This is a genomic window from Hallella bergensis DSM 17361 (assembly GCF_000160535.1).
In the GTDB taxonomy this organism is placed as follows: domain Bacteria; phylum Bacteroidota; class Bacteroidia; order Bacteroidales; family Bacteroidaceae; genus Prevotella; species Prevotella bergensis.
In genome coordinates, this window is sequence record NZ_GG704781.1 from 719,971 (window position 1) to 738,866 (window position 18,896).

The 18,896-nt window shown below is 46.3% G+C and carries 12 protein-coding genes; 6 read left to right on the plus strand and 6 right to left on the minus strand.

What is annotated here, in order from left to right:
* The first annotated feature begins 29 nt into the window (after positions 1–29).
* Positions 30–2,078 carry a DUF5686 family protein gene (locus HMPREF0645_RS07015; RefSeq protein WP_007174234.1) on the plus strand — a complete coding sequence of 683 codons (2,049 nt, stop codon included), beginning with the start codon at positions 30–32 and terminating at the stop codon, positions 2,076–2,078.
* A gap of 636 nt (positions 2,079–2,714) precedes the next feature.
* On the opposite strand, the gene HMPREF0645_RS07020 is transcribed toward HMPREF0645_RS07015, so the two are convergent.
* The 5 genes from HMPREF0645_RS07020 to HMPREF0645_RS07040 all read right to left on the minus strand — a co-directional run bounded on the left by HMPREF0645_RS07020 (position 2,715) and on the right by HMPREF0645_RS07040 (position 11,066).
* Positions 2,715–4,427: a fimbrillin family protein gene (locus HMPREF0645_RS07020; RefSeq protein ID WP_044123357.1), complete on the minus strand. Its 1,713-nt coding sequence runs from the start codon at positions 4,425–4,427 to the stop codon at positions 2,715–2,717.
* A 43-nt stretch (positions 4,428–4,470) separates the two neighbouring features.
* Positions 4,471–4,662 carry a hypothetical protein gene (locus HMPREF0645_RS07025; protein WP_044123358.1) on the minus strand — a complete coding sequence of 64 codons (192 nt, stop codon included), beginning with the start codon at positions 4,660–4,662 and terminating at the stop codon, positions 4,471–4,473.
* A 284-nt stretch (positions 4,663–4,946) separates the two neighbouring features.
* Positions 4,947–8,288 (minus strand): preprotein translocase subunit SecA, encoded by a 3,342-nt coding sequence (gene secA / locus HMPREF0645_RS07030; protein ID WP_007174237.1) that lies wholly within the window; start codon positions 8,286–8,288, stop codon positions 4,947–4,949.
* Positions 8,289–8,448: 160 nt separating this feature from the next.
* Entirely contained in the window at positions 8,449–9,846 is a 1,398-nt protein-coding gene (locus HMPREF0645_RS07035; protein WP_007174238.1) for an alkaline phosphatase family protein, read from the minus strand.
* Complete coding sequence (locus tag HMPREF0645_RS07040) at positions 9,843–11,066, minus strand: Lnb N-terminal periplasmic domain-containing protein (RefSeq protein WP_044123359.1); 1,224 nt, start codon at positions 11,064–11,066, stop codon at positions 9,843–9,845. Before HMPREF0645_RS07040 ends, HMPREF0645_RS07035 begins: the two co-directional genes overlap by 4 nt.
* A 120-nt stretch (positions 11,067–11,186) precedes the next feature.
* On the opposite strand from HMPREF0645_RS07040, the gene HMPREF0645_RS07045 reads away from it, so the two are divergent.
* The 5 genes from HMPREF0645_RS07045 (at position 11,187) to HMPREF0645_RS07065 (ending at position 18,030) form a co-directional block, all read left to right on the plus strand.
* Positions 11,187–12,497 carry a BamG family beta-barrel-assembly machinery protein gene (locus HMPREF0645_RS07045; protein WP_007174241.1) on the plus strand — a complete coding sequence of 437 codons (1,311 nt, stop codon included), beginning with the start codon at positions 11,187–11,189 and terminating at the stop codon, positions 12,495–12,497.
* Positions 12,498–12,537: 40 nt separating this feature from the next.
* A complete protein-coding gene (locus tag HMPREF0645_RS07050; RefSeq protein WP_007174242.1) occupies positions 12,538–13,158 on the plus strand; it encodes an LptA/OstA family protein in 621 nt (206 codons plus the stop codon).
* A gap of 8 nt (positions 13,159–13,166) precedes the next feature.
* On the plus strand, positions 13,167–14,441 hold the full coding sequence (locus HMPREF0645_RS07055; protein ID WP_272866895.1) for a hemolysin family protein: 1,275 nt from the start codon (positions 13,167–13,169) through the stop codon (positions 14,439–14,441).
* Between the two features lie 131 nt (positions 14,442–14,572).
* Positions 14,573–16,714, plus strand: a complete 2,142-nt coding sequence (locus HMPREF0645_RS07060) for a peptidylprolyl isomerase (RefSeq protein WP_007174244.1) — start codon at positions 14,573–14,575, stop codon at positions 16,712–16,714.
* A gap of 152 nt (positions 16,715–16,866) precedes the next feature.
* Complete coding sequence (locus tag HMPREF0645_RS07065) at positions 16,867–18,030, plus strand: alpha/beta hydrolase family protein (RefSeq protein WP_245544011.1); 1,164 nt, start codon at positions 16,867–16,869, stop codon at positions 18,028–18,030.
* A 652-nt stretch (positions 18,031–18,682) separates the two neighbouring features.
* Here HMPREF0645_RS07065 and HMPREF0645_RS13970 read toward each other — a convergent pair.
* A partial coding sequence (locus HMPREF0645_RS13970) for a hypothetical protein (RefSeq protein WP_245544012.1) occupies positions 18,683–18,896 on the minus strand: 214 nt, incomplete at its 5' end.

Below are 18,896 nucleotides of genomic sequence, written 5' to 3' on the forward strand. Positions count from 1 at the left end.
CGCACCCCTATCTGGAGTCGAGTAATACAATGAAGCGAAGCCTTTTCATAGCATGCCTGACCTTAAGTGTTTTTCTGCCGGCCACGGCAGACGAATCGCCTCGCCCGGACATTATTCAACGCATCTACCAATACGCTTCCACCGTCGACACCTCCATGGCCAGCGGTAATACCACCTATTCATACACACGCTTCAAGTTGAACGTAGAACGCAAAAACCCCACGCTCCTGCTCGTACCATCGGTCTACGCCATTGCCCACAGCGGTCAGCGGGAATATGTAGGCGAAACCTACAGCCGCATCACCATACGCCATTTTGGCGATTATGAAGCCAAACAGCAGCTCCGCATCACCACCGTCCCACACCGCTGGCACACCATGAAGGCCGTCGTCAAATACCTAACCCCCTATATCTACAACGAAACGGTCATCGAAGACTACCTCCTTTCACCATTCAACCGCAAGAACCGGAAGTTCTACCACTACACCGCCGACACGCTTCGGGAAGGAACCATACACATCACCTATAAGCCCAAACGCAACAACACGCAACTTGTTACAGGCGATGCACTGGCCGACCCCGTAACCGGACAAATCCTGAAGTGCTCGTTTGCAGGTGAATATGACATGGTCAACTTCTGGCTCACGCTCTACATGGGTCGGAAAGGCTACCAAACACTCTTGCCCGAAAAATGCAACCTGCGCACGCGCTTCCGATTCATTCGTAGCAAGGTGACGGGCAGCTATGTCGCCTATTACAACCTGCCGCAGATGCTGACCGACAGCATTGAAGACGAAAACGACTACGAGAAAATGTGCTTCGTGCGCCCGGACACTCTCGACCAATACTCTGAAAATCTCTACAAGGCCATGTTTGCCAAGCAGCGCGACCGCGACTCGGCACGGGCCGCCAGCAACGGACAAACGCGCAAGAACAATTGGGTGAAGAAGGTGATGTGGGACATGATAGGCGACAATCTGCTCAATCGCGTGAAAACCAATTTCGGCATGAACAACCAGGGATACATCCGCCTCAACCCCATTCTTAACCCTCTCTACATGGGTTACGACCACCGCCGCGGATTCACCTATAAATTCGACCTGCGGTTTGCCTACCAATTCAGCAGCAACAGCGAGTTGTCGTCACGCTTGAAGGCCGGCTATGCGTTCAAACAAAAACAGTTCTACTATCGCATACCCGTCTTTCTGTATTATAACAAGCGTCGAAACGGATTCATCAAGTTAGAGATAGGTAATGGCAACCACATTGGCAGCCTATCGGTAAGACGCGACGTGGAAAAGGAAATTCCCGACACCACCGGCATGAACCTGCCCAGCTTCGACTTGCTCAACGAGTTCAAGCAAACCGATATACGCCTGATGACCAACTACGAGCTGTCCGATTATGTGGGTCTGCAATTCGGTGCGCTCTACCAAAAACGCGTAGCCGTGAACAAGGCGGCTTTCGAAGCCTTGGGCTACCAATGGGTTTATCGGTCGTTTGCTCCGCTCGTCCAGATCCAAGTCAGGCCGTGGGGGTGGAACGGTCCCACGTTTACCGCCGACTATGACCGGAGCATCCGGAGTGTTTTTAAATCGAACACGGCCTATGAACGATTAGAATTCAACGCAGAATACATTCACCGACTACACAAGCTCAAGTCCGTACAGATGCGTGTCGGCACTGGTTTCTACACCTGGAAGGATAAAAGAGCCTACTTCCTGAACTATGAAAACTTTCAGGAAAACAATCTTCCCGGTGGATGGAACGACGATTGGAGCGGTGAGTTCGAACTGCTGCGTAGTGACACCTATAACACTTCTGAATACTACATTCGCTCCAACGTCACCTACGAGAGTCCCCTACTCTTGCTCAGTTGGATTCCCAAACTTGGCCATTTCATGGAGATGGAGCGCATCTATCTGTCCATACTCGACGTGAAGAACATCCATCCTTACGTGGAAGTGGGCTACGGATTCACCACCCGACTATTCTCATGCGGAATGTTTGTCAGTAACGGCAAGGGCAACCGTGTATTCGGTTGCAAGTTCGGTTTTGAGTTGTTCCGCCATTGGTAAGCTCTCGGTTTGTCAAGAATACTTCACCAAAAAACGTCTCGGAAAACGAATCCTTCCAGAATGAAAAGCGCCATGTTTTTCCCAGTAATTCACGTCCGAACGGTCAAAAAGTCTCAAAAAACGACCCAAGAAGCCTGATTCGCATGACGGTTCAGGTCTAACCGCAACACGTAAAGAGCCGACCGGCAGGACGACGAAAGCCCAATCGCACCGTCGTTAGATAGTAACCGCACACTGTTTGAAAAACTCTGAATCCGAAAACAATTTTCAATCATCCTATCATACTATCCTCAAGCCCGTTACAGAAAACTCATCATTTTCTGCATTTTCAACCTCACCTAATTTCCATTTTCAAATTCTCGAAGCTGACAGCTGTTTTTGTCTTCTTTTTTTCGTCGGTTCTATCCATCTGTAAGCCCGTCTATAAATGGCGCACTGCGCTCATTAGCTTTTCAAAACATCCTTCACGATGTAGATAGATGCCAACTGCATCAGACACTTACAGAGAGAAAACAGAAGAAAACAACATGTTCTTATTGCTTGAGTAAAATTAAAAAATCGATCGCAAAAGGCGGTAAAATATGAGCGGGCTCTTTGAAAGAGCCCGCTCAAAATACAACTATCGGGAGGAGGAGACTACTTGAACGGCATCGCTACACACCCGTATTTACGCTGTATGGGGCCCACGTCCACCTTTATCTCGTTTGTCTCTTCATCTAAATAGAATGCCAGGCTGTAGGCCTGCGCGTATATTCCGTGTTTTACGTCACCAGTGGACGTCCAATAGTATGTGAAGGTACCCAACCCTAATAATGTACTAAGTTCGTAATAGCCCAACGCAGGGAGGAAAAAGTAATCATCAATCTCACTATTCTTAGGCTTGCCTTTTTTAGCAGTAACGCCGTCTTCTTTGGAAATTGTACGCCAATCGGTACCGTCGGAAGCTGACTCCTTGAAGTCGGCAAGATTCTTATTGTTTTCTTTAGCGATAACGCTGAGCTTCTTCAACCATATACCACCTCTGTAAATCCTACCGAAAACTGACCACCGAGTACTTTCATCCCAATGCGCATCACCCTTCATTACGTACCAAGTCATTTCATTAACATTAGGAAGCTTATCGACAAAGAGAGGGTTTTCGGTAGCTGGCTCAATAGTCTTACCAGCGTGACAAGAACGAGGACCAGTTTTATCCGGAAAATTTGAGTTAGATCCATATTCAATTGTTGGCTGCCAAACGTCAATCTTGTCCCCAGTAGCGTCCCACTCGTGACCAGACCAATAGTTCTCTTCAGCATCCCACGCATAATATTCGTGACCGGTGTAATAAAAAGCAACGTCGGTATCTTCTAATTCATAAGAGCCATCGGTACCGTCATGACCAGCGTTAAAATCTGCATAACCAAGACTAACGGGAATATCACAAATCTTATTGGCATCAAAGGCATGTGTTTTATAGTGTTTGATCAGTGTTAATTCCTTTTTATTCTTTGTGTCGAAGACTGTGAATTTCACGTTCAACCTATGGGTGCCAGGAGCTATCACTACATAAAGTGAATTCGTAATACTTTCTGCGTTTACAGTTTGATCGGCAAGCACAAGGCCATCAGTACCTACCTTCAGTGTAATAGTTTTTGCATCACCTGTACCGGAAAGACCATCTTGACTAAGATCATAAGTACCAGAGATATTGGTTTCTTTAGAGGTTATCTCTATACTTTTGATCTTATAGTTTGCGCGATCCTCCTGAGAAGACATAAAGGGAAGGAAGCAAAGATAAGATGCCTTGTGCTTCAAGTTGAAACTATAACCGCTCTTACCTGCAGCTGTAACCTTCGTTGCCGTTGCTGTACCGCAATCGCCAGCGGCACCAAAATGCTTGGTATTGTTAAAGGCTTCTTGAGTCTGATTGCCAGCGATAACAACTTTCTTTGCACCAGCATTGGTATTCGTGCCACAATAGTACACATCGTATTGACCCTTAGTGGTGTAAGAACCACCTAATAAGAATGTTGTACGAGGTGCTGACGCAGCGACATCATTCTGACTCTTTTGTAACTTATTATTATCGTCCTCTACAAAGATCTTGTCGCCAGGCTCCCAAAGGAAGGCTCCTTGACCACCGATTTTGCTTCGATCCATAGAAGTACGAGTGAGGAAACCAGGAACTACTGTTGAAATTTCAGTTGTACCAATCTGTACACGCTCCATAGGAGCCTCTGTTAAGATACCACCTGTAAAGGCAGTAAGCTGATCGTTAGTAGGTGTGCTCTCTTCATTAGAACAGCTACTCATCAGCACAGATGCAGCCACGCAAGCTGCAAATGAGATAAATAATTTTGCTTTCATCTATTTAAATTATATAAAAATCAATAAAGAAAAATGGTTATTACTAATAAAGCATTTCAGGGTTGTCCTCATACAACGATTCCTCTTCGAGAGGATTAAGATCGGGTTCACCAGGTTCATGTCCATTATCAAGAAAAGGACTTCCGGCCAGCAGGGTATTCATATCTACTACGTTGATGACCTCGATGGATGGACTTACGTATTCACACTTCGTTGTTATCCGTTTTTTATTCATATTCTTTTGATTTGTGTTTTTGTATTGATGTTATATTCACAACATTTTATTTTGTGCAAAATTATGAAATTTACTTACCAATTCTTTTCCTTTTACAAATTATTATATATATTTTACATACGCAAAATCATTAGTTCCGTAAACAATGACACCCATTGGAAATAAGATAACGGTGTATAATAAAGTAGGCATAGACATGGCTCATACCTAGCGTGCAAAATAAAAAGAGACACGGCCATGTTTCGATTGCCGTGTCTCCTTTTTATGATATTCTGATCAAGATTTTAGCGAAGTCCCTTGCCGTGACAATTCTTGAACTTCTTGCCACTGCCACATGGACAAGGGTCGTTAGGGCGTGGCATCTTCTCACGAATAATCGGCTGATGTCGCTGCTGCGCATTTTCACGGGTGTCATGGCTCGCTGCAGAACGCTGGTTCTCCTGTATTTCATCGAAATCATCCTTCTGTTCATGGTAGCGCTGAGCAGGTTGATCCTCAGGAGCTGCTTCCTGTACCGGTTGCTCGTGTACTTGAACAGGGATCTGTCCACGCATCAGGAAGCTGGCCATGCGATTGTTCATATCATCGATCATGCTGTCCCACAACTTGGCACTTTCAAGCTTGAAAATCAGCAGTGGGTCTTTCTGTTCATACGAGGCGTTCTGAACACTGTGGCGAAGCTCATCTAACTGGCGCAGATTTTCTTTCCAGTTGTCGTCAATGATATTGAGCATGACAAACTTTTCGAATTCCTTCACGATATTCTTACCCTCACTCTCGTATGCTTCTTTCAAATTGATACGGAGCTGGGCCACCTGACGACCGTCTGTGATAGGCACGATGATATATTGATACGTGTCACCCTGATTCTCATACACCTCTTTGATCACAGGGAAAGCATCGCTCTGAATGCGATCGGTCTTGCGCTTGAAAGCAGCCATGGCACTTTGAAAAGCGCGCTCTTCGAGTTCTGCCTTGGTGCCGTTCTCGAACTCGTCTTGGTTGAACGGAACCTCCATGGACAACACTTCGAAGAAGCCAGCCTTCACATGCTCGTAATCGTTGGATTCGATGATATTCACCACACGATCCCAGATGACGTTGGAAATATCCATGCCGATGCGTTCACCCATCAATGCGTGGCGGCGCTTCTCATAAATAACGGTGCGCTGCTTATTCATCACGTCGTCGTATTCCAGCAAGTGCTTACGAATACCAAAGTTGTTCTCTTCGACTTTCTTCTGAGCCCTTTCGATGCTCTTGGAAATCATCGAGCTCTCGATACGCTCGCCGTCCTCAAAGCCAAGGCGGTCCATCACTTTCGCAATGCGCTCGCTACCAAACTTACGCATCAGGTCGTCTTCCAGCGAGACGTAGAACACGGATGACCCAGGGTCACCCTGACGCCCGGCACGTCCACGCAACTGCCGGTCTACTCGTCGGCTCTCGTGGCGCGTTGTACCGATAATGGCCAGTCCTCCGGCCTCTTTGACTTCGGGACTGAGTTTGATGTCGGTACCTCGACCAGCCATGTTGGTTGCAATGGTCACCGCGCCCAGCCCATTGGTTGACTGACCTGCTCCTGCCACAACCTGTGCCTCTTTCTGGTGCAACTTGGCATTGAGCACCTGGTGGTTGATCTTACGCATGGTAAGCATTTTGGAAAGAAGCTCTGATATCTCCACAGAAGTGGTACCAACCAAGCAGGGACGACCCTGTTTGCGCATTTCGTCGATTTCCTCGATAACGGCACGATATTTCTCGCGATTGGTTTTATAGACGCGGTCCTCAAGGTCGTGACGCAAAATAGGTTTGTTGGTCGGAATCTCCACAACATCAAGTTTGTAGATATCCCAAAACTCGCCTGCTTCGGTGCTGGCCGTACCTGTCATACCAGCAAGCTTGTGGTACATGCGGAAATAGTTCTGCAACGTGATGGTGGCATAGGTCTGTGTGGCCGCCTCGACGCGAACATGTTCCTTGGCCTCAACAGCCTGATGCAATCCGTCGCTCCAACGGCGTCCCTCCATGATACGTCCGGTTTGTTCGTCCACAATTTTCACCTCACCGTTGATCACAACATATTCATCATCTTTATTGAACATGGTGTAGGCCTTGAGCAACTGCTGAAGGGTGTGTACACGATCACTCTGCACAGCATAGTGGTTCATCAAGTCGTCTTTCTTGTCGAGCCGTTCCTGGTCGGTGAGCTCAGTCTCGTTTTCGAGAGCCGAAAGCTGTCCGGCTATATCAGGAAGCACAAAGAGATTTTTGTCGTTCACCTGCTTGGCCAACCAGTCGGTACCCTTGTCGGTGAGGTCTGCACTGTTAAGCTTCTCGTCGACAACGAAATAAAGCGGCTCGATGGCCTTGGGCATCAAACGGTTGTTATTTTCCATGTAGATCTCTTCGGTCTTTTGCATCCCCGATTTGATGCCGTCCTCGGACAGAAACTTAATGAGCGCCTTGTTCTTGGGCAGAGCCTTGTAGGAGCGGTAAAGACTGAGGAAACCCTCGTCAAGAATATTTTGGTCTTTCTTCTCGCGACCTTCCGCGATTTTCTGTCGGGCATCAGCCAGGAGTTCCGTAGCCTGTTTGCGTTGAACTTCATAGAGACGCTCCACCAAGGGTTGATAGTCCTCGTACAACTGGTCGTCACCCTTCGGGATGGGGCCAGAGATGATAAGCGGAGTACGGGCATCATCGATCAGCACCGAGTCGACCTCATCGACAATGGCAAAGTTATGACGGCGCTGCACCAGATCCTTGGGAGAATGTGCCATGTTGTCGCGCAAATAATCAAAACCAAACTCATTATTCGTACCAAAAGTAATGTCAGCCTGGTAGGCCTTACGGCGCTCTTCAGAGTTGGGCTGATGCTTGTCAATACAATCGACCGAGAGTCCGTGGAACTCATACAAGGGACCCATCCATTCCGAGTCACGCTTGGCCAAATAGTCATTCACGGTCACCATGTGCACACCGTTGCCTGTAAGGGCATTGAGGAATACCGGCAATGTGGCGACAAGCGTTTTACCCTCACCCGTTGCCATCTCGGCAATTTTACCCTGGTGAAGGGCGATGCCACCGAAAATCTGCACATCGTAGTGCACCATATCCCATTTGATCTTGTTACCCCCGGCAGTCCATTCATTGTGATAAATCGCCTGGTCACCATCGATCGTGATGAAATCGTTGGCAGGATTGCCTGCCAGTTCACGGTCGAAATCAGTTGCCGTGACAACAATATCATCATTCTCCGCGAAACGACGGGCCGTATCCTTGACAATGCTATAGGCTACGGGAGTAACCTCGTTGAGTGCCTTCTCAAGTACCTCAAGCATGTCCTTGTCTTGCTTGTCGATTTCGGCAAAGATAGGCTCGCGCTCATCGATTGGCGTTTCCTCAATTTGCGCTTTAAGCTCTTCTATCCTGTCAAGATAGGGCTTGGCTGCATTCTGCACATATTGACGGATTTCCTGACTCTTGGCGCGCAGTTCGTCGTTACTCAGTTTCTCGATGTCTGGATAAGCCTCTTTCACTTTTTCAACCAACGGCTGAATCAGCTTCATGTCTCGGCTGGACTTGTTGCCGAACAGTGATGTAAGTATTTTATTAAAATTCATATTTATTATTATTTGTTGCTACGCTATTATAGGATGCAAAATTACGAAAAAGATTCCGATATATTAAGCTAAAACGAATTGAATTGCCTCATTTTCATTAACTAAGCGAAGAATTAAATAAAAACAAGGCTGCCATTTCCTGATTCTGTACGAACCGTCGTCAGAATAAAGGACTGGCATTGCAGGCATTCGGAGCCCGTATTCGAATAGACTTGGCTATGGTCGGAGCAATACAATCGACCGTAACCTTCGTGGACACTCGTCCGGGCTTGATGCCTGTGCCCATGAAAACGATGGGGAAAGGCATGAAGCCAGCACGACTTGTGTAGGTTTGCTGTGTATCTTCGTTGAGGAGTTTCCATCCCGGGGTTACCTCAATAATAATGTCACCACTGATGGTGGGATTAAAACCATTTCTAATTTTTAAAATGTCGTCATTGCCATCCAAGAGTCGGTCACTGGTGTACACATCTGCCACGCCGGCATTCTGTATGAGAAACTCGCGACTACGACTCAGCACTTCGGATATGGCAACCCGTTTCTGCTCGATCAACTTGTGGTTGAGATACATCTGGTTGTCAAAGACCTGTTCCACATATCGTCCTTGGCCGTAGATAGCCCCGAGGTACATATTCAGCAGATTGGCTGTCCGATTAATGAAGAATGTGCCTGTGGGTATTCGGTATTTGTCTAAATCGACAGCACTTTCATCCGTATAGCCCGTCGACGTAAGCACGAACAGCACCTTATCAAGGCTAAGTCGCTGTTCGATTCCACTGATCAGTCGTTCCAAGCTGTTGTCAAGCTGCATGTACACGCTTTCCATCTCGGTCTGCCAATGCTTCACCGGCGTACCGTCGCCTTTGGTTGCCGAGAGTGTGACATAGAGCATGTCTGAGATATCATCCTTGCCCATGGCAGCAGCCGATACGGCTTGGAGAGAAGCGTCGACCACTGCATTGTTGGAATTTCCCTCAGTGGCAGACACGGAATACAAGTGATTGTGAGCCTTGAGCCAATCAGGGAATGTTGAATAATAGGAAGACCCTTGCCAGACTTGTTTTTTATCTAACCAGAACGCTCCATCGGCAGCATGGCCGGCAGCCAAAATAGCGCATTCGCGACTGGCAGCAAACGAATAGACCACCGCTGATCCACCCGTACTAATTTTCAGTTCATCACCTACGGTCGAAGTCTTCAGTCGACGAGGAGAACCCGCATCCTTGTTGCTGTCCACACAAAAAACGGACTGCAACGTTTCGCGATCAAGCCACCAGCTGGATATAATGCCATTATAATATGGAGTGGTTCCAGTGGACAGGGTGGCGGTAGCCGAGGCTCGATCGACCGGTGAAAATGGATATCCGGCTCCATCGTAGACCAAACCGTCACGCATGATGCGACGGAATCCACCCGAAGTGTACAGCGGTGTGAAAGCGTCGATGTAATCGGTACGGAGCTGGTCGATTGTGATATTAACGACAAGACGAGGCGCAAGCTGATAGGCCTGCATCTCGGCTGATGTGATTGCCGCTAATATAAATGCTAAATACCTCATTTGGTTGCTGTCAACTGTTTATATATGAACACATTGGCCAGAACCCTTATCAGCAAGACTGACCCCAGGATGGTCATTCCCTCTGCGTAATGCTGGAAGAAACCACCGAAAAAAAACAAGAAAATACAAATTCCCAACAGATTCCAATACCAATGACAGCCACCCCGTTGTGCCTGACTAGCAACAGGATACACAAAACAGAGAGACAGGGGATTCAGCAATAGAATCTGTAAATTGAAGCTCACTGTAGGATGTTGGGAAAAAATCATGGCCAAAAGGATGACACCTGCCAGACCGTCGAGTACAAGTAAGGCAACGTCAAGCATCCAAAACGTTTTCCTGCGAATGAATTCAAAGGCCGTGACAAACAGCACAAGGAGTGCCACGAGAAAAAAAAGAAGACGGGGCGAGAGGCGATCCCACAAGCTCTCCTGCAACTTGGCGTTGGCGGGATTGGCACGTAAGATTTCAGAGGTTGAGTCGACCAAGGCATATGAACTGCCATTAGTCTGAATCACCCTGGCGTAACCAAAGTCAGTCTGCAGGTTATTGGGCAAGAATTGCTGCTGGGCAAAGTCGATGTCTTGATCAGCGCCAACACCCAGCAAAAGGTCATTGCCAAAACGTGCCCACCGATGCTGTTCTGTCCACTGATGAATCATCTCCCGGTAGGAGCTCGTTGCCTTGGTATCAACATCATACTTCACCTTTCCAATAAGATGATTCACGAGCATATCCCGGGCTCTTGTCGTACAGTTGTCGTAGAAGTAATTATATCTGTACACACGGTTCTCCGGTCTGTAATTCTCTATCAGGGCTTGCACGACGGAAGCCTTCTCCTCGGGCATAAGATGCAGACGCTGTTGCACAATGCTCCGTCCTTGACTGGCATAGTCCTGTAAAAATATTTGATAAGGAACAATGCCCATCTCGTAATCGGTGAGGCCGAAGACGAAACGCAAAATAAAATACTCCTGATTGAAGTTAAAAATGCCGTAATTAACAACAAAGTCTTCCTGAGTTCTCCTATCCTGAACCCTGATAGCCGTATGTCCATACAAACTCCAGACCTCTGTTCCGGGAGAACACGTCAGCAAGCTAATCTCCACGCGATCCCAATCCTGCTGCTGAGAAACAACATTGTTGGCATGAGCACCCGCTGTTAAGGAAAGAAAAACAACAAGGCATAGTGTTGTTAAAAGACGACTGAAACGTTTCACGATGCAAAAATACCTTATTATTTCCACTTATCGTGCTTTTGTTTCGTTTTTTTTCAATACTTTTGCAGTTGACTTTATAAAAGCAAGTCGGATACGGAATTTAAACGAAATATTCTCAAAATGAATAGAAATATTGTGGGTGCTTTTTTACTGGTTGCATTAGCTCAGGACGCTATTGCCCAAGGCGGCACCAATTCACCATACAGTCAGTTTGGTTTGGGACTTTTGTCTGACCAGGGCGCCGGCTTCAACCGTGGAATGAGCGGAGTGGCCATGGGATTTCATGATGGTAACCAGATTAACTACCAGAATCCGGCTTCGTACTCGTCGATTGACAGCCTCTCTTTTATATTCGATGCGGGCATATCCGGACAATATACTCATTTTGAAGAAGGGTCGAACAAGCTCAATGCCAAGAACGCCAGCTTTGAATATTTGGTTGCAGGATTCCGTGCCTTCAAACATGTTGGCATAAGCTTTGGCGTCATCCCCTTTACCAACATTGGTTACTCCTACTCGACGACACAGAAAGTAAATGACGCCAACAACACTCTTGCTGTCACTTCGTACAAAGGAGAGGGTGGGCTTCATCAAACATACCTCGGCGTGGGATGGGAGCCGTTCCGTGGGTTTGCATTGGGAGTCAACGGAAGCTACCTATTCGGAAGTTACAACCGAACCATGACAAACACCTACAGCGACGTGTATGCCAACTCGCTGGCTAAGCGATATACTGCAGATGTACGTAGTTATAAAATTGACTTCGGTGTCCAATACACTGCCCGCCTGTCTGAGAAAAACAGGATGACGCTGGGACTTTCCTATGGTATGGGGCATAAAATAGGGGGAAAGCCCGAACTGGAATTAATCTCAACCAACGCGCAGACCAACGTAGCTGACACCGTCACTTATAAAAGTGCAGACGGCAACAAGCTCGAATTAGAGATTCCCACCACCTTGGGCGCAGGCCTCATGTTTAACCACAACAACACGTTCAAGTTGGGGGCAGACTACAACTTGCAAAAATGGGCAGATATAGAAAGCCCCACCTATAACAAAACAACCGACGGCAAGGCATCTTATACCATGCAAAAAGGTATGTATAAAAACCGCCATAAGGTTACCATAGGTGCTGAAGCATGCCCGAGACCGAACGGCCGAAGTTTTGCAGGCCGCATGCTTTACCGTGCGGGTGTCTCATATGCTACACCTTATTACTATATTAATGGACAGGATGGACCCAAGGAAATCAGTGCGACTCTTGGATTTGGAATTCCCATCGTCAATGGCTACAACAACCGTTCCATCCTGAACATCAGTGCTCAATGGGTGCAGCAGTCTGCCAAGAACCTGATCACCGACAACACATTCCGAATCAATATAGGTCTCACCTTTAATGAGCGATGGTTTGCCAAGTGGAAACTGCAATAATCTGTCGAATCCATTGAAACCTCCACATTATATAATAGGGATGCTCTCTGCCATCCTCCTATTGTCTTGCGAGGAACAGGTGGAGCACACTGCCGGGGCAATTCGGGAGCAAGACTCTGTGGCCATCATGACCACCTGGGGTGTCAATACGCTGATTTCTGACTCCGGCATCATCAAATACCGTATCGTAACCGAACGCTGGGAAGTTAACCAAGCAAGGAATCCCTCGCGATGGATATTTGACAAAGGACTCTTTCTGACTCAATTTGATGAAAAGTTCCATGTGCATGCCTATATCCAATGCGACACCGCCTACTATTTCGACCAGCTCCGCTTGTGGGAATTGCGTTCGCGAGTGCGCATCCTCACCAAGGACGGGCTCAAGTTCAGAAGCCAACAGCTGTTCTGGGATGAGGTGAAACATGAGCTCTACTCCAACGTTTTCTCATCGCTGATCACGCCAGATCGCACTTTGCAAGGCACCTACTTCCGTTCCGACGAGAAGATGACCCACTATTATGTGTCCAATTCTAAAGGATCTTTCGAACGAGCAGACATGGACGGACAGAGTAGCCTGACGGACTCTGCACGCATCGCCCAAGACAGTATACAAAAGCAACAACGACAACAGGCCACTCCTGTTCGCAGTTCAAGCCATTAAAAGTATTCATCGTGGAACAGATTTCACCATCACTTATCATCGGAATACTCATCACCATGATTTTCAGTGCCTTTTTCTCAGGCATGGAAATCGCTTTCATCTCGAGTAACAGGATGCTTGTTGAGATGGGAAAAGACAAGAACAACACTTCCCAAAAGCTCATCTCATTCTTTTACAAGCATGCCAACGGTTTTGTGTCCACCATGCTTGTGGGCAACAACATTGTGCTTGTGCTGTACGGTATTCTTTTTGCTCGCCTTTTTAACAACACCCTGTTCTCCGAATTCGACCCGGGCGTTCAGGTTACCCTCAACACCATTCTATCAACCCTTGTCGTGCTGTTCACGGGTGAGTTTCTGCCCAAAACACTCTTCAAGAGCAACCCAAATGTTCTGTTATCCTTCTTTGCCCCATTGGCCTACATGTTTTACATCATACTCTGGCCAATCAGCAAATTCGCTACATTCCTGTCCAAGATTCTCCTCCGAATCGTCGGTATACATCTATCTCAGGATGCTGATGGGGAAGGATTTACCAAAGTAGACCTCGACTATCTGGTACAATCATCCTTGGATAACAGTTCCGATGAGAAATCCATTGAAGACGAGGTTAAAATTTTCCAAAACGCATTGGAATTTCCCGATATCAGAGTGCGTGACTGCATGATTCCGCGTACGGAAATACAAGCGGTCGACATGGAGGACTGCACTTCCGAAGAACTGCTCCAAAAATTTGTAGAAAGCGGAAAATCCAAGATTATTGTCTACAAGGAAGACATAGACCATATCGTGGGTTATATTCACACACAAGAAATGTTCCACAAACCCACACATTGGCAAAATCATGTCCGCACACTCCCCTTTGCGCCCGAAACCATGGCAGCCCAAAAACTCATGAGGATATTTCTGCAACAAAAAAAGAGTATTGGCATCGTGGTAGACGAGTTTGGTGGAACCAGTGGCCTGATCTCTCTTGAAGATATTGTCGAAGAGATATTTGGTGATATAGAAGACGAGCACGACATTGACAACTATGTTGCAAAAAAAACCGATGACGGCAACTATATCCTTTCAGCCCGATTGGAGATTGACAAAATCAACGAAATGTTTGACCTCGACTTGCCAAAAAGCGATGACTACATGACCTTGGGAGGACTCATTTTGCACCACTATCAGAGTTTTCCCAAACTTAATGAAGTAATTACCATTGGCAAATATCATTTCAAGGTTATCAAGAACACCATGACCAAGATAGAGCTCGTAAAACTACATATTATCCCATAACGTCGACATTGTTGCAATTTCTTTACGAATTGTGCCTATGTTTGCTAATAAATTCGTAAATTTGTACGCCTTTTGTAATGTAAAAGCATCTCAAATAGAAATAATAAAAATAAAATAATCATTTAAATCAAATGGCAGCATTAGGAAAAATCAGAAGCAGAGGTATTACACTGATTGTTATTATCGGTATCGGCCTTTTTGCTTTCATTGCCGAGGAGGCCTTCCGTTCTTGTGAGTCATCTCGCAACAACCAGCGCCAACAAATCGGTGAAGTGTTAGGTGACAAAATTAGTTATGAAGAGTTTGCAAAACTTGTAGACGAATCTCAGGAAGCCATGAAACTCATGGGGCAAGATAACCTTAACGATGCACAACTCAATCAGCTTCGTGACCAAGTATGGCAAGGCTATGTGCAATACAAGATTATCGAGAACGAATGTGACAAGTTGGGCTTGACCGTTACCGATGCGGAGATGCAAAACGTTCTTAACGAGGGCACCAACCAGATGCTTTTGTCCACCCCGTTTGTCAATCAACAGACAGGTCGTTTCGATGCAAACCAACTCAAACAATTCTTGGCACAATACAAAGCCCAGCAAAACACCAACCCTCAGGTTGCAGAACAGATGCAGGCGATCTACAAATATTGGACGTTTATAGAGAAATCGCTCCGTCAGCAGTTGCTGATTCAGAAATACAACGGTCTGCTTGCCCACTGTTTCCTCTCTAATCCCATTGAGGCCAAGAAGAGCTTCGAGGACGAGAATCAGGAAAGCCAGATTCAATTGGCAGCATACCCCTACTCCAGCATTGAAGATTCCAAAGTTGAAATTAAAGATTCTGAACTCAAAGACAAGTACAGCGAGTTAAAGAAGCGCTTCCAGCAGTATGTTGAGAGCAGAGACATCAAGTATGTTAGTGTTCAGATCAATGCTTCTGCTGCCGACCGGGCCGCACTCCAAAAGCAGTTCGTAGGATATGCCAAAGAACTTGCTGAGGCTGCAGACCCATCGGAAGTAGTACGTAAGGCGACTTCGTCTATTCCCTACCTGGGCATTCCTGTTGGCAAAGAGGCTTTCCCCGCTGATATCGCACAGAAAATCGACTCGATGTCGGTAGGGCAAACCTCAAGTCCAGTTGAAAACAAACAGGACAACACACTCAACATTGTTAAACTCATTGCCAAGCAGCAACTCCCCGACTCTGTGAAATTCCGTGCCATCCAAGTTGGCGGCACCACTCCCGACGAGGCTCATAAGCGTGCTGACTCCATCTACAATGCGTTGAATGCAGGTGCTGATTTCGCTGCTATTGCTAAAAAATACGGACAGGATGGTCAAGAGCAATGGATGACCACACGCCAGTATGAGTTTGCTCCCTCCATGGATAAAGATACCAAGCAGTATCTCTATGACCTCATGACCATGGGTGTAAACCAAATGAAGAGTATTTCCCTTCCACAGGGCAATATTATTGTTCAGGTTTTAGACCGTAAGAACATGATTAATAAATATACTGCGGCTGTTATTAAGAAAACCATCGACTACTCCAAAGAGACTCGTGGTACCATTTTCAACAAGTTTAGTTCATTTGCCAGCGCCAATCAGACTCCGGAAGACATCATAAAGAATGCTCCAAAGAATGGTTACAACGTGCAGGAGGCTAAAGACGTAACAACAGCACAACACTACTTGGCCGGTATTCGCTCCACCAGAGATGCATTGAAATGGCTCTTCGATGCTAAAGAAGGTGAAGTTTCCCAGATGTACGAATGCGGTGATAACGGCAATAACTTGCTTATTGTAATATGCGACAAAATTCATCCTGTAGGCTATCGTGGTCTTGACGATGCACAAGTAAAAGAACTTGTTAAGCAGGAAGTTATGCGTGACAAGAAGGCCGACATGTTGATTGCAAAAGCCAAGACAGCCAACAGCATTGCTGCCGCAAAGGCCAAGGGTGCGCAAGTAACAGAGGTCAATCAAGTTACATTTGCAGCCCCTGTATTTATACAGACAACCGGTGCCAGTGAACCTGCACTGAGTGGAGCCGTAGCCGCTACCAAGCAAGGAGCATTCAGCGCTCGTCCTGTTAAGGGACAGGCTGGTGTATACCAATTCTTAGTTATGAAGCGCACTAAAAACGCCGCTAAGTTCGATGCCAAGCAGCAAGAACAAAAACTTCGCCAGAGAGCTATGCAAAATGCAGGAAACTTCATGAATGAGCTCTTCATTAAGGCCAAGGTTGTAGATAATCGCTACTTGTTCTTCTAAGAAAAGACAGTATAGCCACTGCTTCAGTGGAATAACATCAAGTGGATATATCAGCAATGACATATCCACTTTTTGGTTCATAACCATTCAGGGCTTGTCCCCCATGATGAAATAATGGAAGAGAAAATATGCAAATCAAAAATAGCATCGATATGATGGTTAAAAAATATGGCAGACACAAACTGAGCCTGTTACTACTATTATTGCTATGGACAGGCAGCATACAGGCTCAGAAGCGAGCTGAACACGAATACTATATGGAGATGCCAATTTATGTGGACTCTATTCAGCGGTCGCTCACTTATCCCTTAGCCTGGCGCAACTTCCCCATTCGCGACCTTAAAGCATGGAAGCAGGCTGCACGCCGGCAAATCTGGGAAAGTATGGGACCGTTGCCACCTCGAAGTGCTGATTATGACATGCAAATTGAAGCTCGCGAGCAACGCAATGGCTATCAGGCCATTCGGTTTTCCATACAGCTCACACAATGGTACAGAGTCAAAGGATATCTACTTGTGCCTGATGGTAAGGGCAAACATCCAGCCGTCAATTTGCTGCACGACCATGGTGCACACCTCTATATCGGCAAGGAAAAGATGATACGACCCTTTGCCACTGACACAGCTGTGATAAACGATGCTGACCGTTGGGTAAAGCAGTTGTATGGTGGACAGTATATGGGAGATTACCTGGCAAAGCATGGATATGTGGTGATGTCGACGGATGCTCCCCTGTGGGGCGACCGGGGAAGGCGTGAGGGAACAGACCGGAGTAAATACGACATCATAGCCGGTAACATGATGATGTTGGGTCGGAACCTCTGTGCCTTTATGCATCATGACGACGTGGCCGCAACGGATTTCCTGGCTACACTACCTTGTGTTGACTCTACGCGTATAGCAGCAGCAGGATGTTCAATGGGTGCCTATCGGGCGTGGATGCTGGCCGCACTGACCGATCGCATTAAGGTAACGGCATCTGTTTGCTGGATGACCACCACCGCTGCACAACTCACCACACGATACGGCCGGAAGGAGAATGGAGGGTTTGCCAATTGTATTCCGAATTTGCGAAACTATTTGGACTATCCTGATATTGCCTCAATCGCGGCACCCCGTGCCATGCTCATGATTAACGGTACAAGAGATAAGCTATTTAAAATTCCCGGTGTAGAGGATGCTTATGGTATCATGAGCAGAATGTGGAGCGACGCTGGTGCACCGCAAAAACTCGAAACACATATCATTGACCAGACTCATGAATGCAATTTGGAAGATCAACGACTTGTCTTAAATTTCCTACAACGTCATCTGTAAATTTCAGAAAAGCTTCTTGGCAGTAACATCACACCAAAATTCACAACACCTTGCATTTCTTGGAGATGCAAGGCGTTGTGAAAATGGTGTTTAACTTAAACCATAAGAGCATTGTTTACCTTTTACTGTAACGGCAAAAAGTTGGTTCATCCGACATTACGAGTAATACAACTGTCACGTAGTGCATATTCCTCCCTCTTCCCTCTTCCCTCTTCCCTCTTCCCCCTTCCCTCTTCCCAATTAACCTTCCACCGTTTTTGTTGCATCAACTTGCTCAGCGCGCAGCCTAATTGTGAATTATGAATTGTGAACTATGAATTATATTACCCTCTTCACTTTTCACTTTATAAAATATTATTACCGTTTCCAGTCAATTCCTTTCGTCGCATCTGGACAGATATGCGCCATGCTTTTGCGAATAATTCCAATCCCAAAGAGTATCAAAAACACAAAACCGATGCGGTTACAGCCTTGTGGTACTGCGATTCGAGTTTATCGATTACGCGACTGCACCGTTGTCGCATCGTGATTAGAATTTAACCGCAGTGGCGTTTGACATCTAATCGTAGACGACAAAAATCGTATAGCAAAATCATATTTATTAAAATCCTGATTGTCAACCCACTACAAATTATCTCAAATTTCTTGAATTTCAAACCGATGGATTCTTATTTTTGAATTCGCGAAATTTAAAGAGATGTTTGTCAGAAAAAATATCAGTATCTGTTGTCTCTGGATTCACCCTATACATCTGTTGATGAGAACAAAACTGCATGAATGAACGACGATCCATTTTAGTTGATGTAATAGGACACAGGAGGCATCCTCGTCGGGAATTATCTTGCATCTCGTGTTCAATAAGGGTT